This is a genomic window from Clostridium sp. Marseille-P299 (assembly GCF_900078195.1).
GTDB lineage: Bacteria > Bacillota > Clostridia > Lachnospirales > Lachnospiraceae > Lachnoclostridium.
Genome location: NZ_FJVE01000006.1, coordinates 455,518 through 480,417, shown reverse-complemented (window position 1 = coordinate 480,417; position 24,900 = coordinate 455,518). Strand labels below are relative to the sequence as shown.

The following is a 24,900-nucleotide window of genomic DNA, read 5'->3' as shown; positions in this document are numbered from 1 at the left end:
TACAAATTTAATATTTAATTTTGAAAAAAGGTTAGCACGTATATTTAGTAGATTGATTTGCAATGGCGGCGGAATGGGAGGAACAATGAGAAAGAAAATTGCATTGGGAATTAGTATAGTTTTAACAGTTTTGACTTTTACAGGTTGTAAAGAGCTACCAGTTAATGAAAATTTAGAAATTACACCAACTACAGTAAGTGAAGTTTTAAGTAATGAAGAAGAACAGTGGACACCTGAAGAAGGTGCTGTACTTAGATTTCGAACGAGTGATAAAGAATTTGGGGAGGCAGTGGCGGGACTATTTAAAGAAAAGTATGGAGTCACCGTAAAAGTTGAACAGGGTGGTGCTTATGATTTTACTAAAGGTGTTTTAGAAGGGGTAGCAGGGGAAGGACCAGACGTATTTATGAGTCCACATGATAAGACTTTAGAAGGAATTCAAGCTGGAATTTTCTTAGAACTTGACTCTAAAATTGTAAAGAATTTAAATACCGTAGTTAGCGATGTTGCAATGAAAACAGTAACTGTTGATAGTAAAGTGTACGGAGTTCCCGTTTCCATTGAAACTAATGTTATGTTTTATAACAAAGCGTTAGTTATTGGAGAACCTGCATCAACATTTGAACAATTAAAGGAAGAGGCACTTACGTTTAATGATCTGAAAGAAAATAAGTTCATATATCTTTCAGATGTTACTACAGGCTCACCAATATTTCCTATGCTTAGTACTTATGGATTCCGCTTATTTGGAGAAGACGGAACGGATGATAATAATCCAGGATTTGATACTCCTGAATTTGAAAAGGGTTTGGAAGTTTTAGCAGATTATTATAATCTCATGCCGATTTCTTCCGGTGATTTGGCGAACCCTGATTTCTTAGTAACACAATTTATTGATGGTAAGACTGCTTATATGCTAGGAGGTCCATGGAATGTTAAGTCCTTTCGTGAGGCAGGAGTTAATTTTGGTGTTACGAAACTTGTAACTTATGATGGAAAACAGCAAAAACCATTTGCATTTGTTCAGAATGCTCATGTTTCAGCTTATACAAAATATCCAAAGGCTGCTCAATTATTTGCTGAATTTTTAGTTTCCAAGGAGTGTGCAGAACTACTTTATACCAAAGCTTTTAAAATTACATCCCGTGGGGATTCAGAAAATATTGAAGGTCTAAAAGATGATGCTGATTTAGTAGCGATAACGAAGGCATTTAATGAAAGTATTCCAATGCCAAGTGCAAAAAGAATATCTTACTACTGGACTATTTCAGGGAACATAGGCCCAGCAGTTTTTGATCAAAAATTGACACCAGCAGAAGCTGCAAAGAAAGCGCAAGATGATTGGAATGCATTTTTACAGACGGAGTAAAGAAACTAGGTGGATTAAGAAAACTATGTAAGTTAAAAAAGCTGAATAGATTAAGAAACTAGATAGGCTAAGAAAGCTACGGTTTTAAAAGGTATGCAGTTTAAGGAGGCTAATTTGAATCTACAAGCAATTTGTCATATACAAAAAAGTAATTATGCATATGCATATAAGAAGGATGAACTTCACATTCGCTTACGGACTGCCAAAGATGACTGTACACAAGTGAAACTTGTAATTTCTGAGAAGCACCGTTGGTCTGAAAAAACATCGTATGAAATGAAGAAAGTAGCCAGTGACCATTTATTTGATTACTATCAATATTGTTATGATGCTACCAATTCAAGACTAGGGTATTATTTTGAAATTTCATATGGGCAGGATACATTGATATATTCAGAATCTGGATTTTCTAAAACATATGATGATGTGAATGCGTATTTTCACTATTTTCAATTTCCTTATATTAATGAGGTGGACGTTCATCAGGTACCCGCTTGGGTGAATGAAACTGTTTTCTATGAAATTTTTGTAGAAAGGTTTTGTAATGGTGATAGTGAAAATGATAAAAAAGAATTATGCACCTGGGGTGAAAAGCCTGGTCCTCATAGCTTTTATGGAGGGGATTTGCAAGGTATATTAGATCGCTTAGATTATTTAGAAGAGCTTGGAGTAAATGGATTATACTTAACGCCAATTTTTAGTTCCCCTAGCAATCATAAGTATGATATTTATGATTATGAAAAAATTGACCCAATGTTTGGTAATAAAGAGCTTTTGTGTAAATTAGTAGAAGAGGCTCATAAAAAGGGAATACGAATTATTTTAGACGGTGTGTTTAACCATTGTAGTTGGTACTTTACTCCATTTCAAGATGTTATTTTACATGGAGAAAAGTCAAAATATAAAGATTGGTTTTATATAAGAAGTTTTCCAATAACAAGATATACGAGCGAGGAGGTGAGTGATTATAGTCAGCCGCTTGATTTGTCTCAGCTAAATTATAGCATTTTTGGTACCAGCCCGAATATGCCAAAATTGAATACGGAAAATAAAGAATTACGTAAGTATCTATTTGATACTGTTGCATATTGGACAAAAGAAGCGAAAATCGATGGTTGGAGGCTAGATGTATCGGATGAAGTTAGTCATGATTTTTGGCGGGAGTTTCGTAAGGTGGTTAAGGATATTAACCCAGAAGCCTTAATTTTAGGTGAAAATTGGCACAACGCCTATCCTTGGTTACAAGGAGATCAATTTGACGGTGTTATGAATTACCCTTTTACCAAGTCAGCAATTCAGTACTTTGCAATGGGTGAAAAAGATGCTAAGGATTTGGCAGCAGATTTATCAGAATACCTAATGTGGAATTCTAAGCAAGTATTAGTATCAATGCTTAACCTATTAGATAGCCATGATACTGTTCGTTTTCTAACCTGGTGTAATGGCGATGAACGCAAGCTTAAAATGGCTCTTATGCTGTTGTTTACTTATATTGGTATGCCGGGTATCTACTATGGAACTGAAATAGGCATGACTGGAAATGGGGACCCAGACTGTCGAAAAACGTTTGATTGGGAGCGTAGTAGTTGGAATGTGGAATTATTTGAGTTTACAAAACAATTAATAAAGTTACGTAAGACAAAGAAGTCGCTAAAATATGGAGATATTCAAATTTATGCAAAGGATGAGGTGTTTTATTTAAAAAGGCAATATGAGGAAGAAACTTTAGTTACCATTCTCAATATAACACGATCTGAAAAAGAAATTGAGCTACAAGATAATAAAACTTATTTATTATCAACTGGGGATATGAAAAATAATATTATACTGCCACTAACAGGTGTAATTGTTGAGATTAGCAGTAAGTAGGTAATGACAGGCACTAATTAGGAGGTAAATGGAAGTCGATAACAAGTAGGTAATGACAGTTAATTAGTAGGTAATAATGGGTAGTTAATAACAAGTAGGTAATGATAGGCAGTTAATTAGAAGGCAATAACTGCAATTAATAACAAGCAGATAATAACGAGTAATTAATTATTAGTTATAATGAGTAAGTTTTGCTGAAAGTAAAAATTTTAATTTATTTAGTACTTATAGGAGTGTGTAAATATCATGAAAAGGGGAAAAAATTTCAAATGTTGTGAATTGTTCTTGTTAGGTATATGCAGTATTACCCTTCTTATGACTTGCACTTGGTTGTTTAAATTTCATATAGAAGCTAGAAATAACCAACATTTAATGGAACAATTAGCTTCTACAATGAGTGATAAAAAACAATTTTTAGTTGCACCCTTTTTATTTACAGTATCTCCTACGCCAATTACAGTAGCGCCAATTTCTTCGATAAGAATATCCTCTTCAATAGGAACATTTTCTTCGATAAGAACATCTTCTTCAATAGGAACATCTTCTGCGAAAGAAGAGAATATAACTGTTTTAGATAACGACACAAGAGAAGCAAATGAGAACCCCAAAATGTTACAACAATTCACAGAATTATATCATCAAAATCCAGATATCTTAGGTTGGGTTTTAATTGATGGGACGAATATAAATTATCCTATTATGTACACACCGGATGATGGAGAGTATTACTTGCATCGAAATTATAATAAGGAGGAAGAGAAACGGGGATTACCTTTTTTAGATGCAGGGACGAATTTTTTACTTAGCCAGAATTATCTGGTTTACGGACACAATATGAAAGATGGTACAGGGTTTCATGATTTATTAAAATATACTGAGGAAAGTTATTATAAGGAACATTCCATCATTCATTTTAACACACTGTATGAGGAAGCTGATTATGAAATTATAGCAGTTTTCAAATCACAGATATTTTATGAAAATCAAGATGTATTTAAGTACTATAAGTTTACTAACATAGAAGAGGAAAGGGATTATAGAGAATACATAGACAATATTAAAGAAAAATCAATATATGATACAGGTGTTACCGCTTCTTTTGGAGAGAAACTATTGACATTATCTACTTGCAGTTATCATATAACAGACGGTCGTTTTATTATTGTAGCAAAAAAGAAGTAACCTAGATGGTGGTGAGAAGCTTTTATTAACGTACGAAGCATACAGTTAAAGTCTAAAAAAATTTTATTTAAATCATGAAAAGGGGAATAATGATGAAAACATTAAAAAAATTCTTTGTTAGTTTTATGACGTTAGCACTTCTTGTATTATCTTTTGCAGCAATGCCATTAAAAGCAAAAGCGGAATCTTCTGTGATGATTTATTTTCAAAATTCAGAAGGATGGAGTGATGTGTATTGCTATATCTGGCAGGGATTAGGACCTGTTCAAGGTACTGCAACATGGCCTGGAGCTCAGATGACTAAGGTGGAGGAAACAGAAGATTGGTATCAATTTGAATACACAAAAGGCAGTGCCTTTCAAGTAATATTCAATGACAATGGTACACCAAAGATTAATCAAACTGGAAACTTGCCTGCTGATTTAGAAGCAGACAAAGCAGCTTATTGGTTTGTTACAGGCACTTCAATCACGGATCAAGGCACTTCAGATGGCTATACTGCACAAGGATTGGCAGTTCAAGTACTTACAGAAGCTCCAGAAGGTTTTCCAACTTCAACAACGACTGAAACTGCAACTGAATCAAAGGATGCGGGACAAAGTGATACTACAACTGTTACTCCAGCCAAAGATGAGTCTCCTAAAACAGGCGACACAGCTCAGCCAATGTTACTTATGGGAGTAGGCATTGTAGCGGCACTTGGAATCGTTATTATTATTTCTAAAAAGAAATTACTTCCTAATAAATAAAATGGTAGCGTTAACGTTAAGCAGCATAGTCAATTGGCTATGCTGCTTAATGTTTATGGAAAATTATGGCCCAAACAGTTGTCAAGGTTATATGATACTGTTATTATAGTTTATAGATAGAAATTCTAATAGACGTTTAATAATAAATGTAGGGGCATTATGTAGTGTTATCCCAGAGGGGAGCTAAGTATGAGAGCAGCGGTTATTTATTATTCACTGGAAGGAAATACAGAATTTATAGCAAGAATGATTGCGGAAGAAGCAAAAGCAAAGATGTTTAAATTAGAAACAAGAAAGGAGTTTCCTACCAAGGGTTTTAAGAAATTTTTCGTTAGCGGAGGAAGTGTTTTATTTCATCGCAAACCAGAATTAAAAGAAGAGTCTTTTAATTTAGAAGCATACGATACTTTGATTATTGGAAGTCCTATTTGGGCGGGAACTTATGCGTCGCCACTGAATACTTTTTTATCATCAAATGAAATTAAAAATAAAACAATATACCTATTCGCTTGCCATGGTAGCGGAGATGCTGATAAATATTATTCAAAAATGAAAGAACGTTTGCATGGAAATATTATAGCGGATACTATTGATTTTCTGGAACCGATTAAAAAAGATAAATGTGAAATTGCAAAAAAAGTTAGTCAATTTTGCAAAGCCAATTTTTAAATATTTGTTAATTTAGTAGGCGTATAAGGTCATACATTCAATCATTAATATTGATAATAGAATTATAGAATAATAGAATTCCTAGAATATATGAGGTTTTATAATGGATATAACGTTGAGTTACATTGAAAAGGGAGAAGGTTATCCTTTTATTTTGCTACATGGAAATGGAGAAAGTAAAGAATATTTTAAACATCAAATAGATTATTTTTCAAAACAATATCGAGTGATAGTCATAGATACAAGGGGTCATGGGGAATCTAAACGTGGATCAAAGCCATTTACTTTAGAGCAGTTTGCAGAGGATTTGAAGGATTTTCTTGATGGATTTAAGATCACAAAAGCAATTATATTAGGGTTTAGCGATGGAGGTAATATTGCTTTATTATTTACTTTAAAGTATCCGAAGTATGTGGAAAAGTTGATTTTAAACGGAGCAAATTTACATCCATCTGGGGTTAAGAATCGTGTTCAACTTCCTATCTACATTGGATATGGAATGGTTTCGCTTATCTCTAAAGTTAATAAAAAGGTAGTAGTAAAAAAAGAAATATTAGCATTAATGGTGCATCAGCCAAACATTCAAAAGGAAGAACTTTTAGAGATAACGGTTCCTACTTTAGTAATTGCAGGAAAAAATGATATGATAAAGCAAGGACATACTGAAATGATAGCAAAATACATAAAGAATAGTCGCTTGTGTATCATTAAGGGCGATCATTTTATTGCAAATAAAAATAGTCAGTTATTTAATGAGAAAGTGAGTCAGTTCTTATTAAATGAGAAGGATTAAAAGAATAAGAAAGTAAATTTGCAAATCATCTCAGCTCTCAACTTCCTGTTGACAGCTGAGATTTTTTGTCCACCTTTTTGTTCTTAAAGAAAGAATTAACGTTTATTTATTAGCGTAGCCTTAGTTAAAGGTAATTGGAGTAAAGAAAATGTTTAGAAAATTTATAAATATTTTATAAACATATATTCTAGAATTATGTAAAATAATAAGTGTATACAAATATAAGTTAGATAGGAGTGACATAAAATGAGATTACAAGATAAAGTAGTATTAGTGACAGCATCAACGAGAGGAATCGGACTAGCTTGTGTTCAGCGTTTTGCAAAAGAAGGCGCTATTGTGTATATGGGAGCAAGAAATCTAGAACGTGCGAATGAAATAGCGAATGAACTAAATAAGGAAGGATATCGTGTAAAGGCAGTTTATAATGATGCAACGGTAAAAGAAAGCTATCAATCAATGGTAGAGGAAGTTATTCGCCAAGAAGGAAAGATAGACGTTTTAGTTAATAACTTTGGAACTTCTAATCCAAGAGCAGATTTAGATATCAAGACAACAAAATATGAAGAGTTCATTGGAACTATAGATACTAATTTAGCTAGTGTATTTTTAACTTCACAGGCAGTTATTCCACATATGGCAGCAAATGGGGGAGGAAGCATTATCAATATTTCCTCTATCGGTGGAATTATCCCAGATATTTCTCAAATTGCATATGGAACAAGTAAGGCAGCAATCAATTATTTAACTAAGCTTATTGCAACTCAATGTGCTAGAGATAACATTCGTTGTAATGCAGTACTTCCAGGTATGACTGCAACAGATGCTGTAAATAATAATTTATCCGAGGAATTTAAAGAGTTCTTCTTACGTCATACACCAATTAAGCGTATGGGATTACCAGAAGAGATTGCTGGAACTGTATTATATTTTGCAAGTGACGATTCAGCATTTACAACTGGTCAGATTGTTGATGTTTCAGGTGGATTTGGTATGCCAACACCTGTGTATGGTGACATGATTGAACTTAAAAATAAGAGATAGAAAGTCGTTTAAAGTTCTAATAAAAGAAAAAAAGTATTAAAGTTAAAATAAGTAATAAGGATATCAATAAGAGCCTTTGCTGCTGTATAAGTGGCAAGGGCTTTTATATTTTATGAAATATATACATAGAATATATAATTTTATCATGTTGTGAACAAATCAAAAAATACTTTTTAAGTTTTACTTGACAAAAGTAATTGAATTAAGTTTTTAATAGTGTTAGAGAATAAACGCTAGCTAGGGGAGAAAATGTTATGAAGGATAATCATCAAAATCATGAATGCCGATTTTATTAAACTCAATGAAAGAAAAGAGAGGAATATGAATAGATTTCATAAGACAAAAAGGAAGATTTTTAAGGGGGTTTTATTCATTACGTTCCTACTAGGTTATGTTAGTATAGTATCTGTACCAGTTTTTGCAGCAACAGTTGATGATTTAAGGGAATTAGTAGGTGATAGAAGGATTTCAGATGAAACACTTCTGGAAGACATGAGAGCTATTATTTATAAATATAAGAAATCACAATATAAAAATGAGCTAATTACATTTTTAGAGCAGATGGGGGATTTCGGTTATAGTAATAACTTAGATTTACTTTTAGCTGAAAAAGAAGATTCATTACTGGCATTAGAACAAAGTTTTAAAAAAAATGAGGACGTAACTACGATTATTCGCAATATGAACGATGCAATTGATGTGTTGAATCAGTTGGGAGCACTAAAAAAGCCGGATACGTATGTACTTGATTTGTTAACAGAAGATCAGGAGGAAGAGGCTTTTGCATATGCGAATTCTATATTAAATGCGAATAGTGATTCCTATGACATCGGAGTGATTGGTGAAGGGTTATTACCACCAACGGAATATTATCTTATTGTACAAAAAGCTTTTGGGAACATTTTGAAGGCAGGAAAAGAAGCTAAGGTAGAAAAAAATACAGGGATTGACCTGTTAATTAAGCCAAATGTTGAAGATGAGTTACCCTCTAAGGTTATTAGTCAGTTTCATGGAATAGTAGAAAAAATAGATAAAGTAAATGAAAATAACTATAAGGTAACGATAAAACATGGGGATTCATTAATTACTACCTACGAAAATTTATGTGATTTAAAAGTAAAAGTTGGGCAGAAGGTAAAGCAATATGACACTCTAGGGTATTCAAAAAGTGAAACCATGCATTTTGAAGTTTTATTAAATACAGTACCAATTAATCCATTATTTTTATATGGAACGGCTGGCAAAGATGCGTATGATACTTGGTACGCCACACATCCTGGCATGGCTTCGGAAAAAATAGATTTTTCAAATGTGAGGAAAACGATTATACCAAAATCAAAAGAAGATCATGTACTGGTGCAATCGACTGTTTGGGAGGAAGGGGCAAGTGAATCTCAAACGATTCAAATGGAAGAGGACTATGTGAAACCCAAAACACCAAGTATTCATGGCATAGAGAATGAGAATTGATTTTTTATCTATATTATAACGTTTCTAAAGTTTATTATAGTATTTTTTATAATCTAATACGCATTTCTTATAATCTAATACGGTATTGTTATAATCTAATACGCCAGTCCTTATATTCATATACTACGCTTATATAGTCTAATACTACATTTCTTATAATCAATTACAGCATTGCTTAAAACAATCAAGTATTATTTCCATGATAGATTCTATAAAAACAACTTGACATAATTTTCTAATTAAGTGCTTACTGTTATTAGAGATTCACAGTCCATGTTAAGGAGGTTATGTTGAATATTTTTTTAAAAAAGAAGCATGTAAAAGTTACAACGATATGTGTTATTTTTCTTGCTATAGTATTGGCATTTGGAATTAACACTTTTGTTAGAAAGGATGCTGGTGTGATATCAAAAACAGAAGAAATCATAAAAACAGAGGAAATATCTGATTTAATAGAGGGAAACAAGGATTTTTCTTATCCAACAATGCAAATTACGGATTATGAAGATAAAGATCAATCCGGGAATCATATTGTGTGGGAATGTCGTTACAGCATAGTAACCTCATCCTCTACTTTGTACGTAGGGGGAAAGGTATATAAGGAGGATGTTGATTGTTCTAATCTGAGTGAAATTATTTCGTTTCATCCAGAGAATATCAAGCAGGAATTCGATTTTACGAATAGGATGAGGGAGCAGGATACTGGAATTTTATATGAATTTCTAATAAAAGAAGCTGAAGAATATGTAGCTTCATTGTTAGAAAAAGGTCTTACTTTAAGACGAAAGATATTAACTCCAACGTATGCCGAAGTATATTTACTAAATGATAAAAGTAAAACGGTACGCATTATCGCTTTTAAAGATAAGATGCTTATGGCAGAAATTGATAAGAATGAATTACCGGAGATATCAAGCTATTTTAAATAAAATTAAAATGCTGGAAATATCGGCAGAATGAGAGGGGATATGTATTCTAAGCGAAAGATATTCATAAAAGCGTTTTTGGCTCTTTTTATTGGAGGGGGTATGTTGGCTTTAATATACTATTATCATACCACATTGGAAGAAAAGAATTTAGAAATAACATCACTAAAAGAACAATTGAATACTGTGGAGGAGACAAGTATTGTTTATCGTCTATCAAGTGATGTAAAAGCTGGAAATGCATGCAATGATTATGAATTAGAAGCAGTGGAAGTGCTCACTGAAGTATGTGCAAAAACAAATATTTATGATCTAGAAGATATTATTGGACGATATTATTTACTTGATTTAAAAGTAGGAACTATGCTTACTAGCGATATGTTTGTAGACTATGAGTTAACAAATGATATGAGATATATGGATGTTGTTTTTGATGAGATTCCAATTGGTTTAGAAGTTGGGGATTATATTGACGTTCGTATTTCCTTTCCTCTTGGGCAAGATTACATCTCTTTATCACATAAGCAAGTAGCAGAAATTAATGATTCAGTAGTAAAGCTTATTGTAAATCAGGAGGATTTTTATCGATATGAATCAATGAAAACAGATTTAGCTACATATAAATCCACGAAGATTTATGGGGCACAATATATTGCTGCGGGAGTTCAGGATGCAGCAAGGATCTATTATCCAGTGAATTTAGAGGTTTTACTAACAATGATAAAAGACCCCAATATTGATACGGAAGACTATAGTAATATTTTAGTGGTAAGGGAACAGCTAGAAGAGCAGCTTATGAGCTCTGATAAAGTTGATATTGCAAAGACTGTTACTTCTGGAAAACAAACAATTAGCCAAAAGTTCTCTAAAGCTTCTGAATCATATGAAAAATTACAAAAGGAAAAAGAAAAGGAAGCTGCCAGAGAGAAAAACAACAAAAGTAGTTAATGTAATTCATACTAATATTAATTTCTAAACAACAGAAGGAGGAAGGAAAATGGCGGTGGTTTCTATGGTAGGAAGAGTTGATAAGAGAATCCTGGCTCTTCCTTTGATCAGGGCTTGTTCCATTGATGGGAAAACGTTAGTCTATACAGATGATAGTAATTTGAAAAATTTATATCAGGGGAGGATTGATTTTGGGGGCATTGAAAATGTTGATATTAAATTTGATTTAAATCCAGAAGAATTACAAGAAGAAAACTTTAGTAATGATTATGTAAAACATGTTTTTTATGTTTATTCGGACTATAGATTTCCAGAATCCGATATCGTGATTCACTGTAATAATTATAATCGTAAGACGCTTTATGACGCAGAACAGGTTTTAGAGTCAGAGCATTATGAGGTAGAGAAACCAAAAAACCAACATGAGATATTTTTTAGCTCTATTCCAATGAAAAAAAACTCAAATGTAATTGTTTTAAAGCCAGAATACTATAACTATTTAGTTGAAACAGAAGAAAAAAAGGAATTACAAATATTAAAGGATAAGACAATAAATCAGTTATTAGCCAATATAATGAATGGAAAAATAGATATGAGCAAAGAACAATTTTTTAGATTATTAACAAGAAAAAGAATTCAGTTATCCTTGCGGGAAGGGGGGAAGGCAAAAAAATGAATATAGCTGTGATGTCACCACATACATCAAAGAATGGTACGACAACCATAGCAGCGTTATTATCCTATGAATTATCAGCTCGTAATAAAAAGGTATGTCTTACCCATACAAAGCCAAAATCCAACGCTCTTGTTTCATTTTTTCATATCGATGAGGCAGAAGATAAGACTGCCAATCCCATTGAGATAACGAATCTAATAAGGGAAGGTGGAATTCGTAAAAATGACATCAGTGATTATTGTAAAAGTATAAAAGAAAACTTTGAACTATTTACATTTAATAGTGATGATATTGAATTTGAAAGTTTCTGTGATGTTCTTGAATTTATATGTACTAGCTTTCCACATGATTATACGGTTTTTGATATCGATGCAGAAGAATTAGATTCAAAGGAATGTCGTACAGTTTTAAAATATTGTGACTGTATCATATATGTTTTTTCTCAAAATAGTACGGAATATAAATCTTTTAAGGAAAATAAAAAAAGATATTTTCATTATATAAAAAAAATACCAAACAGGTAGTGTCAATAATTTTGTGTAAATAGTTTATGCGTACCTTTCGGTAAACATATCCTGAAGTTTATCTGATGAACAAGCAAAGCCTCTAAGCTTTCTTGTAGACCATGATTCATTATAAGAAATCACTTTATAATAAACGAGTTTACTACATGCGTCTTCTGTGGGTAGTGCATCCTTAGTTTTTACAAGACGACGTACTTCTTTATTAAAGCGCTCGATCCAATTCGTTGTATAGATGGATTTTCGCATAGAAACAGGGTATTTATAGTATGTGAATAAGTCCTCGTCATTTAACCAGGATTCCACTACACGTTTATAAGATTTACTCCATTTAACAGCAAATTCGTCTAAAGCTGCTCTACACTGCTCTAGGTTTGGAGATTCGTATACAACTTTTAAATCAGCTGTAAAATCGTTGATATCTTTCTTACGAACACTACGAATTGCATTACGAACTTTATGGACAATACATCGTTGAATATCCGCTTTTGGATATACTCTATGAACAGCATCGTCAAGTCCAGAGAGACCGTCCATGACGAAGAGGAGAACTTCATCTACGCCTCGTTCTTTTATCTGGCGAAGATTATCCTCCCAAACATAAGCGCTTTCATTTACACCGATAAAGAAGTCTAATACTTCACGGTATCCATCTTCATCGACACCTAAAATGAAGTAAACGGCGTCACTTGATACTGTATCTCTTCTTAATTTAAGATGTAAAGCATCAATATAAATGACACTGTACCTCTTCTTTAGAGGACGCTTATGCCACTGTTCAATTTCTTCAAGAGCAACATCAGTGATATTACTTACTGTAGCCGCACTATAAGAATTTCCATAAAGTTTTTCAATGATGTTAGCAATTTCACGTGTAGATACTCCACTTGCATACATGCGGATGATCATGGTTTCTAGCCAATCATCTCTTCTTGCATATGGTGGAATGAGTTGTTGTTCAAACTCATTATTACGGTCACGAGGAATTTTAAGATTCTCAATCAGACCGTATTTGGTTTCATAATTACGGGTATAGTATCCGTTGCGTGAATTGCCAGTACCATGTCCTTCGTAGCTATATTTACTGTACTGGAGAATGTTAGTGAGTTCTTCCTTCATCAAGGTTTCCATGGTTTGTTTTAATAGACCAAGAATATACTCTTCAAAAAAAGAGTTTAAGTCTAGATTTTCTTTTTGATTTTTGTTATTATTAGTCATAGGGAAGTCCTTCTTTCTTGGTTATGTTTTTCTTCGTCGTTAAACATTTTACCATGTCAGATGGAACTTCTCTATTTTTATTTACACAAAATATTTTACACTATCACCAAACATAGTCGTTGTCAATAAATATAACGGTATTATTGGAAATATGGATGATGTAGCTCATGGAATTGGAATGAAAAAAGCAAACAAGTGGATAAAAGTGTCCTATAATCCTTATGTAGCTTGGGGAACAAACCAAGGCCAATTAGTGACTGTGTATGAGTTTATGAAAAAAAGGGATTATCGTTTAGTGGACGTTGATAGTGATATTAAAAATATTGTTAACAGTATTATGAGTATTAAGCAAGTAAGAAGAGATAAAAAGTTTGGTAAAGAGTTTGGTAAAGAGTTTGAGAGGAGTGTGGATGGTGTGCCAGCGAAAAAGCAAATATCGTAATGGAAAGGCAAGGGGGTTAGAATGTCAAACACAAACCTGATTATTGCTTGTGCAATGATACTATTCTTTTTATGTTCTTGTTTATATTTCTTTGCAAAAGGGAAGAAACAAGCGATTTTAGAAGAAGAATTATCGACATTTGATGAAATTTTAGATGCTATAAAAGCACATATGGTTGATTTAATTCGAGATGATGGAGATGATTCAAGCACTGATGAAGAGTTTATTAAAACAAAAAAGAGAAAAGCACAAATCGATTTAGCTTGCAAAAATGCTAGTTATGGCATTGAGAGTGCTAAACTAATGTTAAAGGGAATTATAAGAACCTTTCTTAAAGAAAATGTTAGCATTGAAAAAGTGGAACAAATTCTTGGTCTTGATAATGAAAGCGAGCCTTCCACAAGAGTAATGTTTGAAATACTTATGTATCGTTATAAGAAAGCTTTTGGTAAAAATGCACTTAGTATGTGGATGAAAAGATACAAATTTGATGAGCCAAGAACTGCAGTGGGGATTGGGAAAAAAGGAGATATTAGTTTTTATATTACAAAGTCTAATCTAGAAGAAAGTTATCATTCTGAATATATCGTACTGGAAAAAGAAGAAAAATACGATATTCTTGCACTTCTATTATTTCAAGACTATAAGGGGTTTGGAATGCTTGATACAATTTCCGAGATGAATATTAATGGTTTTAATTTAGGTGTCAGCGGATCCGTCATGGATTCAATGCAAGTCATTAGAACGCATGGTAATAAGGAAGTAGTGAGTGAAGCGACGAACTCCTTATGGCTATATTATGGAGGGCAGTACATACACTTGCAGTTTTTAGATTTTGGAACTGAGGATGAAATAAAACGAATCATACAATTATTGATCCGTTATAACTCTCCTGGACCATTAACAGCGAAACGCGGATTCCTTGTCAATACAATGGCTGATAAATCACGTATATTAGCAATTCGGCCACCAGTAGGTGAATACTGGGCTGTATTTGTAAGAAAGTTTACCTTAGATAATGTAACCCCAGAAGCATTAATTATTAAAAAAGGAGTTACTGGTGGAGAGATATGCATTAAACTAATAGAATTTTTAATGAGAGGTTTAATTACAATCGCAGTAACGGGGCGCCAAGGTAGTGGTAAGACTACTTTAATGAAGAGTATTATTGCATTTTATGATAGACGGTATAATCTAGGGGTGTTAGAAATGGCACCTGAGATGTATTTAAGAGAATTATATACGGATAGAAATATAATCTCAGTTCAGGAGACTGATTATGTATCTGCAGAACATATACAAGATGCTTTGAAAAAGGCGGATCGTGGTATTACGATTATTGGAGAAGTAGCCACTGACCCAGTTGCTGCGCGCATGATACAGCTAGGAATGACAGGTTCTTTAGCAACATTATTTAGTCATCATGCAAATGAGGCCAAAGATTTAGTTTTAACTTTGCGTAATTCTCTTGTAAATGCAGGTGGTTTTTCTAATATGACAACAGCCGAGCGTCAAGTGACATCAGTTGTTAAAATGAATATTCATTTAGATCTAACAGCAGATGGCAAACGCTACATTAAACGAATTACTGAAATCATTCAATTGGACGAAGGTATTCCTTATCCAGACTATGATTCTACTGATCCACAAGCTTCCATGGCTGAAATTTCAAAAGAATATTATATTCGGCAAACCGATCGTATATCATTTGAGACAAGAGACATATTGGTTTATGATGAGCAGACGGATACCTATTTAGTGAACGAATGTATGAGTGATGTATTATATCAAAAAATATTAAGTACCTTACCGTATAATGAAAGCAAAGAATTTACTAATTTCATTGATTACTATTGGAAAAAGAAAGAAGTAAACGATTATTATGGTGTAGAAAAATATACAGGATCAAAAAGTGAAGAGGAACTCAATGAATTATTAAATGAAGACGGTTTAGATGATATGAATGAAGCGATTTATTATCTAAAAAAGGCAAATGATTTAGCAGAATTTCAATATGGATTTCATGATATGGACATGGAATAAATAAGTTGAGGTAGTAGTAAATAAGATATTTCTATCTGAAAAAATCCAGATGGTGCTTATACTTATGATTTGAGCTGCCTGTAGGCAGTATGGGAGTATAAAGATGGGAAAATTAGAGATGTATGGGTTTACGAAAGGAACTATAGTAGCCTTAATTGGTGCTATCCTTGTTATGATATTTGGCCTCATCGCTATGATTTATGGGAATAAAATAAAAAAAAGAAACACAGATTCTAAGCATGATTTATTCTTTTATAAGCTATATTTTGAATATAAAAAGATTCCAATTGCAAAATCCTATATAAGACAAATAACAAGGCAGCTTCAAAAAATGTCTGTTTATACAAAAAAAGAAGTATTTACAATGGTTTCAAAGTATTTTACTTTAACAGCTACCATAGTGATTGGTACGATTGTTATTGCACTATTACTGTTCAATGACTTTGTAAGTGTCGGGTTGTGTTCGGTATTAGCATATTTATTACCTACGGTAATCATTGAACATAAAATTTCAAAAACCAATCATATTGTGTATACGCAAATGAAATATGCAGTTGAATCTTTAAGACTGGAATATCTAAGATGTAATAATGTAGTGGAAGCATTCATAAATGTTGAAGTTGGAAAAAGATTAACGAGAATATTTGATGAACTATATGGAGTGTTAATAGCGTCAGATGGTCCACTCCGATTAAAGGAATTTTATGAACTAACACCTTTTAAACCGATACAAACCTTAGCCCAAATTTGCTACCATATAAACAATACTGGAGATCAGGTGGACGAGAATGGAAATAGTGCTTTTGTAGATGCATTGCTTGTTATGACTTCAGATATCAATCAGGAATTAGAACGACTGGATTATCAAAGAATGAAATTCGGTAAAGTTGAATATCTTTGTTTACTTCCTATTCCATGTATAAAGATTATTGAAAGTTTTCTAAGTGCAAACATGCCAGGGACCGTAGTTATTTATCGAGGTCCAATTGGATATATTCTTCATGTAGTAATTATCTTAACGAGTATTGTAACATTTTCAATTACAGCTCGTATCAATAATGTTTCTTCGCTAAAAGAAGATGATAGAATACCTTTTTTTAAGCGTCTTTTAACTTATCCTTTTCTATATCGTTTTTTAAAAAATCTGTGTCCTAAAAATGTAAAACGGCGGAAAATAACACGACGGCTATTCCATGCATTTTCAAAGAAAACGGTAGAAGAATTTTATATAGAAAAATTATCTTATGCAATAGCTGCATTCATAATATTTATTTCAACAATGATTAGCGGAGTAAAATTAGGATATGATTTTATGATTCATAATACGCAGTCACTGGATTTACTTGCAACGGAAATGGACACTAGATATTCAGAAGAAGATATACTTAGCATGGATTATGAATATATAAAACAACGCGATATAGGTGTGGTGTTTAGTGAAGATGACATTACCATGTTTATTAAAAGTTATATGCCAACCTTATCTGATATTAAGATACAAGATCAAAAAAGTCGCCTTGAAAAAAAGTATGCCTTTTTAAAGCAGATGTTTTTTCGATGGTACTTCATCCCAATCGCATTTTTAGTTGCAATCGCAGCATGGAACATACCAAATAAAGCACTAAAAAGTAGAGAAAAAACTTTAAAAGGAGAGGAGGAGGAAGAATTTTTACAAATCCAAACACTAATGATTATTCTTATGTCGATGAACTGCGATACGATGGAGGCAATCGAGTATCTAAGTCAATTAACCAGAGTACATAAAGAAATGTTTTTGTGTGGTTATCATTCTTATGCGGCAAATCCAGTGGATGCTCTATTAAAAATGGAGATAAAAACTCCAATACCGGATTTTAAACGCTTTATTAATAAATTAATATTAACCGTGGATGAGTTATCACTTATGGATGCATTTAGTGATTTGAAGATGAATCGTGAGCATATTGCTCGAAGTAGAGATGTAATATTACGAGAATCAATAGATAGTAAGAGAAGATACGTAGGAGGACTTGTAAAAATAGGATTTACAATGACGGTTATTTTATTATTTATGTTCCCATTACTATATCTTGGTATGAGAGATTTGATGGGTGGATTAAATACACTACAAGGGTTATAACAAAATTTAAAAAAAGAAAAAGGAGAGTAAAAAACATGGCAGGACTTAATGATGAGAGTATTGAGATAAGTAAATTTGGGACAGGTTTATTTGCATTTGCCTTTGTTTTAGTTGTAGGGCTTACAGTATTTACTGTAGGAAAAGCAATTACGAATAATGGGAGCGAAAAAGTACAAAAACAGCTAATGGTAGTAGAACAATCAGAATACACAGACTATGATCAGGTAACTGTATTGGGCACAGCGGTAAGGGCTGCTTATCAGAATTTTGAAGGAAAAGAATTTGCAATATTAGTGTGTACTAGATCGATGTTAGATAAAGGAGACTCAGCAAATGGGTTACCTACCTCAGATGATTTGTGGGGAAAGATAAAAAAAGATTTAACAGTTACTGATGGTGGGACTAATGTAGAAATGGAGGGTAGTGATGGAAACCTAAAGGATCTATGGTGTATTAACTATAATGCAGTATTAGAATCTGATTCTATATATACAGACAATGGTTATTATGTAAGTTCCGATACATTTGCTTTGGATACAAGTGGTGCAAACGTACAATATTACAGTAAAGTAGGGAATATGAAAAAGAATGGTATGGGGGAATATATCCCATCGGGTGCACGTTATCAATCCAATCTTATTAAAGATGCTACAGGACAAGTAATAGGTGTTGTATTTGTACAAGTTTCTACTGGTAACTAATCTTTTCGCAAGTAACAAGTAGGAGAACTTGTACTCTTACTTGTTATTTTAATAATGGAGGTTGGTATGGAACAAACAAGTCCATTTGAAATGATATCCTTAGCATTAGAGTATATTTTATTTGCAGCTTTTCTCGTTGTTTTAGTGCAAACACTTCATATTCGTGATCAATTTGCAGAGACAAGAACAGAGCAAGTAAGTAAGATTCGGGAGATTAGACAATATAGGGAGTTTAACCATTATGATAAGGGGGATTGTATTGGTGATGCTTGTGTAAATCATTTGTATGGTGATGAAGTTATTGAATTAATAAGGAAGTATTACGATAACACTGACTTTGAGATTTACATCGATAAAACTAGTAATGCTGGAGAAGAGTTCATTGTAAATGCAACGATTGCTTCTATTAATCAGGAAATTTATTCCCTAGAATCTTTGCAAAAATTATTATCTTCAAGAAGCGAATTTCATCCTTATTTAGTCTATGATGGAGTTACTCCATCAATTTATACTACATATCAAAATAGTAGCTTGGGAACAGTGACTGGTATTGCATTGTTCCTAAAAAAGGAGCATTAGGAGAAATCATTGAGGAATAAAGAAGCAGCAGAATCATTGAATTTGGCCATACAAATAACGATGTTTTCAATTGTATGTATATTTTTTTTCTATCTAACAAATACAACGAAAAATATGTACCAAACAAAGAGTGATCAAGACGCATTAAAAGAATATATAGAAACTGAAAGCGATAAATATTTTTTTCAATATTCAGAACACATTTTTGGAACGGATTTGATTGCATATATCATTCAATATGATGCAACCCATGACTATTATATTACTCTTAATGATGGTAGAAGTTATTTGATTACGAAAGAACATGCAAAGGAACTTCGGGAGGAAGGAAAAGACGGTAATATCATTTGGTCTCAAGATTATTTAACGAATATAGTTTTTATTGATAAAGTGTTCAGTGAATTTCTTGTTACTACTTCAGAAAATTGGGATGGAAGTATCAATTATTACATAGATGAAAAATAGGGAGAACATTGCATGAAAGAGGAAACTATAGATATTTTAAAATTTGGTGCCTTTATGGCTGTGTTATCCGTACTCATTGTTTATGTTGTTCAGTCGGTTTTGCTAGGAAAACAAATTCAAAGTAAGGCAATCGATAATCTAAATGAAATTCAAATTAATACAGAACGTGGAAGTCTAAAAGAATTAAATGATCAGGAAATTATCGTACCTGCAGCCACTGTTTTAGCATTATTAGAATATAACTATAAATCGATTGGTAGTGTTCTTTGTTTTATATGTGATTCTGATGGTGAAATTAAAACGGTCAATGAATCGTTTTGTATCACTAGGCATCTAAAAGGTAATGTTCGAATCTATGTAAAATACGATACCAGTAATAGTTTGTATGATCTAACAATTCGTTCTGTATCTTATTAAAAATAGTAATTCTAATTTATTTTAAAGAAATGAAATAGAACTATATAAAGTGAATATATTTTGGAGGTTGTTATGACGAAACAATCAATGGATTATCTAGATTTAGGGCTACTTATTTTAGTGTTAGGGTTTGTGATAACACTTGGGGTCAACACATTATATAAAACAAATCGGGTAGTTCATACAAATAATCAGAATTATATGGAAGATAAAAATACGGGGAAATCAAAGGGATATTTAATCAGTAAATATGGCGATTATGATGGAACTTTATCACAAATGCAAGTGGTATTACTTTCACAAATTCAAGATGCAAATATGCCATCCCCTAGAAAAGTGTTCATTCAAGGAAATCAAATAGAAATGCCGATATGGTATAAGGAATATCGCTTTGATAGTGGTCAAAAGATATGGAATCTTATAAAAGATGATGGAAGTTCTATCAAATATACAATGGATTATCAATACGTATTAAATGATAGTGGTAGTATTTTAGATGAATTTTATGCAGTAAATCAGGTGAAAAGGGAATAGGAGGTTTTCGGTGGCAGGTCATCTATCACGAATTGTAAGCTTAATTTTAGTATTTTTTATGTTAATTATAGCACCATTGATCTATAGCTATTCTATTTCAGAAATGGAAAATCGAAGATTATTATTAAATGATGTAACCCAATTTTTAGATAAGGTAACAGATAAGGGAAGCATTACAGAGGATGATTTAACAGAATTTTCTCTACAAGTAAATGCACATGGGATGGTGATAAAACCAGTTGTTAAGAGATTAGTTCGAACATCCATAGTTACTACAGATGGCGAGATTCGAACAATTAATGTATCTGTGGATGATTTGTATTCATTAAACCAAAGGGATACCGTGCAAGTGAAATTAGTAGAGGTCTCAATGTCTGTCTATAGAAGGCTAATAAAATCAATATTACGAGTAGATGAAGGGCTTTATACACTTGAAATGGCAGCAGTCGTTCGATAGAGAAGGGAGGTTAGAATGAATCAAAATAAATTATTTAAGTATCTAGTATCGATACTTTCGATACTTTTTATATTTTGCAATTTATTATTACAAGCAGAGCCCATCGTATTCGCTAATGATTCAGAAGCAAAAGTAAAGGTTTCTTTAACAAAACATTATGTACCCGATATTGATAACGTTTTGTATCCAGCGACATCACAATTTTATACATATAATAGCACGCAAGGTGTTGGAGAATTTAAGATAACAGCTCCTACTATAATTAAGGCGTATTTTAATTGGGATACCATAGCGAATGTTAAATTGTCTGGAACTGCTTGGTTGTCAAAGGATATTGCTGGCTTAGATGTTATAGGAAACTCTATAAAACTTACAAAGCAAGGAGATAGTATTTTAGTTTTCTTAGATCCAGGAACTTACTATCTACATCATTTTGTTGCCTTAAAGAGTTCTTCAAATAATCAATCAAGCATTGATAAAATAAAATTTGGTGTGGCTTTACTTGCAGAGGATGTTAATAGTGATGAGAGTATTTACGAATCATCATATGCAATGTCTAATTCATTAAAGTTAGGTAACTCTAAAAGAGGATTATTAAGTACAACCTCACCCATTGACTATTATAAAATAAGTATTAAAGAGTATTCGGAAGTTAAAATATCATACAATTTTGAAAAAACAGATGATACGGATTTAAGTAAGGCTTTATGCACCTTATATGATAGTGACAATCAAAAGATTACATCTTTAAAGTTTAATCCCATTGGCGAAGGTAAAAATGTATTAACGCAAATGTTAGAACCGGGTGTGTATTACATAACATTATCTGGTGCAACTGGTGCAACGAATATTAAAGTTGACGCTATTTCATATGAAGTAAGAACAGAAATAAGCACTCTAAAATGGACAAATAAAAATGTAGTTGTATCCGTACTGGCGGATTTTTATAAGACTGAGGAATTACTTGTAGATGGTAAGGTACAAGATAACAAAGTGAATGACTCAAAGATTTGGAAAATAAATAAAGATACCTGCTCGGAAATTAAAAACAGCCAATTTTTCGTAACGAAAAATGGAATCTACTCAATTCGAGTGAAGGATAATAATAAAAAGTATATTTTAAAAAGAATTAAGATCAGTAACATTGATAAAATAAGTCCAAGCATATCTGGTGTTAAGGACGGAAATACATATAAAGATAATGTAATCATCAAGTTTTGGGATAAAGGTGGAAGTGGTGTAAAAGTTGCAACACTAGATGGAAATAAAATAAGAAATGGAGCAAGTATAAGTGAAAAGGGAACACATACTCTAAAGGTGTTTGACAATGCGGGTAATATAAAAACAGTTACCTTTAAAATAAAGTAAGAAAAAGAGGACGTTTGTTTGAAAACTTGGTATGGCATATTTAATATAGTAGCCTTGGGGTTAATTATGATTATGATGTCTATTTTTTATACACAAACAGATACTATGAAAAAAGAATATGATACTCATCGCTTAAACATTGCAATAACGTATTCTGCAGAGGCAGCATTTATGGAAACATTAAATGTTGGAGATGTTAATCTTTCTTATACGAATATGTCGGATGTTATTTTAAATCCTACCTATTGCCTTGAAATCTTTGAATCTATGATGTGTTTAAATTATGGAATGAGTGACAATGAAGAAAATCGTCTTTATATTGAAAGCTGCATTCCAACCGCATTGCTAGCATGCAATGATGGATATTATATAACACTTTTATCAGATGCAAGTACATACGATGAAAGTACTCAAAAAGAAATCGGATTTAAATGGAGTATGAAGTTACCTTATACAGTAGAATGTCCAAATGGAGAGATAGCAGTTAGTTTGAATTCTCAAAAGTGGATAAAAGCTACAAAGAATAACGATGGAACATTATCATTATTATATGGAAATAATTATGCAGATTCCGCAGTCAGTGGTTTACTGACAAGAGATTTGGTAAAACGAAGCATTAATACAACGTTGACAAATGCAATTGCTCGTAATATTGATTTAGTAAGTACTTTACGTGGGGATAGTAACTACAATATTTATTTACCAGCAAAACAAACATCTAGTGGAATTAATGGAATCATTAGCCCAAGTTTACTTATCTTAGTCCAAGGAGCTGATTTTTCAGGAGAAGCAAAGGTTGAAGAAGCAGTAATTGCAGGATTAAAAACCATTAAAAAAGTTCGTATCATAGGTTTTATTGATTATGATGGGAATCAACGATATTGCTATGAAGGTCAGTTACCGAAGAATTTGCAAGATAATGTTGAGAATTTTTATAATTCAACAGAAGAAGCTGCATTGGCTGGTTATGTGCCATCCTATAAATATCTTCAAACTAAGATAGAATTGGATTAACTTTATATTTTGGTAGTATGAAAATAAGGTAAATAGGAGGAATCGTTGAATAGCAATTCTAATAATTTGAAAAGAAAAAGTTTTTATAAGAACATATGTGGAATTGGAATTATTCTATTAGGCATTATATTTATTAGCATTTTTAAATATAAGAGTAAAGAAGAAGTAATGCTTTCTTTTAATAGTGATCTTGCTATGTATATAGCTGAAAATGAAACGGTATCCATAAGCGAGTATTTGATATATGCAGCATCGGTTACTAGGGAGGCTACGGAAACTTATGGTGAAGATGTTTGGAAAGAAAGTGTCTCAATTGGAGATGATAAGTATCTAACATTTGAAGAATATACAAGAAGACAAATTTGTGAACAAATTAAAATGACTCATATGCTAAATTCGGTAGCAGATAAATATGGTGTTTTTCTATCTGAGGAAGAATTGATAGCAATTTCATCGGATGCCGAAAAATATAGTAATTTGTTAAAAGACATTGATACAGCAGAAATAGGAATTGATTTGGCACTTATTTTAAAGGTTTATAAGGAGAATGCAGTTGCAGAGAAAGTCTATCATTCAATTTTAGACCAGGTTGAAAAAGCAGACGGAATGTCAGATGATGAATATGAGGAAGCTTGTTATACTTATTTTGATAAAGAATACGATAAAATAAGTAAGAGCGTTTCACCAAAATGGTCATATGAGAGTTTTGTTAATATTGAAGGAATAGGAGCAATTACTTTTGCTAAACTTACTTCAAAAGAGATAGAAAATGATGATGGAGCAGATGAGAATGAAGCAAATGAGAATGAGGGGTTGACATATGATGATATTAAAGATTTCGAACTCGTTGGTAAAGAATTAGAGGAGAATAAAAATAATTAAAGTTTGTATTAATAAATATATAAGGCTAATATAAGTATAAAAGAATATAAGAATAATATAAATAAAAGGGGTTAGTATGGTAGGAATGTTACCTTGGAAGGTAATGTTACATTATGCTAGCCACTTGTATTATAGAAAAGAATCTATGAATATGAATCTATAAAAAAGGAAAAAGAATCTATAAAAGAATCTATGATAAATCTACAAAAAAATCTATAAAATAAAATATATAAAAAAGATCTATAAAAAGAATTTAAAAAAGATCTATAAAAAGAATTTAAAAAAGATCTATAAAAAGAATTTAAAAAAGAGTCTATGAAAAACAATCTACAAAAAGAATTAGTGAAAACATATATTAGAAAAATATATTATATAATGTAATTAAAAAGTAATAATCAAATTTTGATGGAATTTATACTAAGTGAACATGTAAAAGAATTTAAAA

Annotated in this window: 25 protein-coding genes; 24 read left to right on the top strand and 1 reads right to left on the bottom strand. The window is 32.1% G+C overall.

What is annotated here, in order from left to right; genetic code table 11:
- Positions 1-85 precede the first annotated feature (85 nt).
- The 12 genes from BN4220_RS06185 to BN4220_RS06130 all read left to right on the top strand — a co-directional run bounded on the left by BN4220_RS06185 (position 86) and on the right by BN4220_RS06130 (position 12,219).
- Positions 86-1,369: a sugar ABC transporter substrate-binding protein gene (locus tag BN4220_RS06185; RefSeq protein ID WP_066714778.1), complete on the top strand. Its 1,284-nt coding sequence runs from the start codon at positions 86-88 to the stop codon at positions 1,367-1,369.
- Positions 1,370-1,483: 114 nt separating this feature from the next.
- Positions 1,484-3,238, top strand: a complete 1,755-nt coding sequence (locus BN4220_RS06180) for a glycoside hydrolase family 13 protein (RefSeq protein WP_066714777.1) — start codon at positions 1,484-1,486, stop codon at positions 3,236-3,238.
- 246 nt (positions 3,239-3,484) lie between these two features.
- Positions 3,485-4,420: a class B sortase gene (locus BN4220_RS06175; RefSeq protein WP_066714775.1), complete on the top strand. Its 936-nt coding sequence runs from the start codon at positions 3,485-3,487 to the stop codon at positions 4,418-4,420.
- 89 nt (positions 4,421-4,509) lie between these two features.
- Positions 4,510-5,169 (top strand): starch-binding protein, encoded by a 660-nt coding sequence (locus BN4220_RS06170; RefSeq protein WP_066714771.1) that lies wholly within the window; start codon positions 4,510-4,512, stop codon positions 5,167-5,169.
- 189 nt (positions 5,170-5,358) lie between these two features.
- Positions 5,359-5,838, top strand: coding sequence for a flavodoxin family protein (locus BN4220_RS06165; RefSeq protein ID WP_066714769.1), 480 nt, complete (start codon positions 5,359-5,361; stop codon positions 5,836-5,838).
- A 103-nt stretch (positions 5,839-5,941) separates the two neighbouring features.
- Positions 5,942-6,631, top strand: a complete 690-nt coding sequence (locus tag BN4220_RS06160) for an alpha/beta fold hydrolase (protein ID WP_066714767.1) — start codon at positions 5,942-5,944, stop codon at positions 6,629-6,631.
- Positions 6,632-6,877: 246 nt separating this feature from the next.
- A complete protein-coding gene (locus BN4220_RS06155; protein ID WP_066714765.1) occupies positions 6,878-7,675 on the top strand; it encodes a 7alpha-hydroxysteroid dehydrogenase in 798 nt (265 codons plus the stop codon).
- Positions 7,676-7,996: 321 nt separating this feature from the next.
- Positions 7,997-9,145 carry a M23 family metallopeptidase gene (locus BN4220_RS06150; protein WP_197467896.1) on the top strand — a complete coding sequence of 383 codons (1,149 nt, stop codon included), beginning with the start codon at positions 7,997-7,999 and terminating at the stop codon, positions 9,143-9,145.
- Positions 9,146-9,435: 290 nt separating this feature from the next.
- Complete coding sequence (locus BN4220_RS06145) at positions 9,436-10,074, top strand: hypothetical protein (protein WP_066714759.1); 639 nt, start codon at positions 9,436-9,438, stop codon at positions 10,072-10,074.
- A gap of 99 nt (positions 10,075-10,173) precedes the next feature.
- Positions 10,174-11,019, top strand: coding sequence for a hypothetical protein (locus BN4220_RS06140; protein ID WP_148401697.1), 846 nt, complete (start codon positions 10,174-10,176; stop codon positions 11,017-11,019).
- Between the two features lie 49 nt (positions 11,020-11,068).
- Positions 11,069-11,695, top strand: a complete 627-nt coding sequence (locus tag BN4220_RS06135) for a hypothetical protein (RefSeq protein WP_066714754.1) — start codon at positions 11,069-11,071, stop codon at positions 11,693-11,695.
- Positions 11,692-12,219, top strand: coding sequence for a hypothetical protein (locus BN4220_RS06130; protein ID WP_066714752.1), 528 nt, complete (start codon positions 11,692-11,694; stop codon positions 12,217-12,219). The genes BN4220_RS06135 and BN4220_RS06130 overlap by 4 nt, the downstream gene beginning before the upstream one ends.
- A gap of 24 nt (positions 12,220-12,243) precedes the next feature.
- Here the strand turns inward: BN4220_RS06130 and BN4220_RS06125 are convergent, their stop codons facing one another.
- On the bottom strand, positions 12,244-13,434 hold the full coding sequence (locus BN4220_RS06125) for an IS256 family transposase (RefSeq protein WP_066713149.1): 1,191 nt from the start codon (positions 13,432-13,434) through the stop codon (positions 12,244-12,246).
- 151 nt (positions 13,435-13,585) lie between these two features.
- Between BN4220_RS06125 and BN4220_RS06120 the strand changes: the two genes are divergently transcribed.
- The 12 genes from BN4220_RS06120 to BN4220_RS06065 all read left to right on the top strand — a co-directional run bounded on the left by BN4220_RS06120 (position 13,586) and on the right by BN4220_RS06065 (position 24,455).
- Entirely contained in the window at positions 13,586-13,876 is a 291-nt protein-coding gene (locus BN4220_RS06120) for a hypothetical protein (protein ID WP_066714750.1), read from the top strand.
- A gap of 21 nt (positions 13,877-13,897) precedes the next feature.
- Positions 13,898-15,919, top strand: a complete 2,022-nt coding sequence (locus BN4220_RS06115) for an ATPase, T2SS/T4P/T4SS family (protein WP_066714748.1) — start codon at positions 13,898-13,900, stop codon at positions 15,917-15,919.
- Between the two features lie 103 nt (positions 15,920-16,022).
- Positions 16,023-18,038, top strand: coding sequence for a hypothetical protein (locus BN4220_RS06110; protein WP_066714746.1), 2,016 nt, complete (start codon positions 16,023-16,025; stop codon positions 18,036-18,038).
- A 35-nt stretch (positions 18,039-18,073) separates the two neighbouring features.
- Positions 18,074-18,739, top strand: a complete 666-nt coding sequence (locus BN4220_RS06105) for a hypothetical protein (RefSeq protein WP_066714744.1) — start codon at positions 18,074-18,076, stop codon at positions 18,737-18,739.
- A 66-nt stretch (positions 18,740-18,805) separates the two neighbouring features.
- On the top strand, positions 18,806-19,318 hold the full coding sequence (locus BN4220_RS06100; protein WP_066714742.1) for a hypothetical protein: 513 nt from the start codon (positions 18,806-18,808) through the stop codon (positions 19,316-19,318).
- Between the two features lie 9 nt (positions 19,319-19,327).
- Entirely contained in the window at positions 19,328-19,783 is a 456-nt protein-coding gene (locus BN4220_RS06095) for a hypothetical protein (protein ID WP_066714741.1), read from the top strand.
- 12 nt (positions 19,784-19,795) lie between these two features.
- Positions 19,796-20,200, top strand: a complete 405-nt coding sequence (locus BN4220_RS06090) for a hypothetical protein (RefSeq protein WP_066714740.1) — start codon at positions 19,796-19,798, stop codon at positions 20,198-20,200.
- Between the two features lie 72 nt (positions 20,201-20,272).
- Positions 20,273-20,734, top strand: coding sequence for a hypothetical protein (locus tag BN4220_RS06085; protein ID WP_066714736.1), 462 nt, complete (start codon positions 20,273-20,275; stop codon positions 20,732-20,734).
- A 10-nt stretch (positions 20,735-20,744) separates the two neighbouring features.
- Positions 20,745-21,191 carry a hypothetical protein gene (locus BN4220_RS06080; protein WP_066714734.1) on the top strand — a complete coding sequence of 149 codons (447 nt, stop codon included), beginning with the start codon at positions 20,745-20,747 and terminating at the stop codon, positions 21,189-21,191.
- A 15-nt stretch (positions 21,192-21,206) separates the two neighbouring features.
- Positions 21,207-22,559, top strand: coding sequence for a hypothetical protein (locus BN4220_RS06075; RefSeq protein WP_066714732.1), 1,353 nt, complete (start codon positions 21,207-21,209; stop codon positions 22,557-22,559).
- An 18-nt stretch (positions 22,560-22,577) separates the two neighbouring features.
- Positions 22,578-23,573, top strand: coding sequence for a hypothetical protein (locus BN4220_RS06070; protein WP_066714730.1), 996 nt, complete (start codon positions 22,578-22,580; stop codon positions 23,571-23,573).
- A gap of 45 nt (positions 23,574-23,618) precedes the next feature.
- Positions 23,619-24,455: a hypothetical protein gene (locus BN4220_RS06065; RefSeq protein WP_066714728.1), complete on the top strand. Its 837-nt coding sequence runs from the start codon at positions 23,619-23,621 to the stop codon at positions 24,453-24,455.
- Positions 24,456-24,900: the final 445 nt, after the last annotated feature.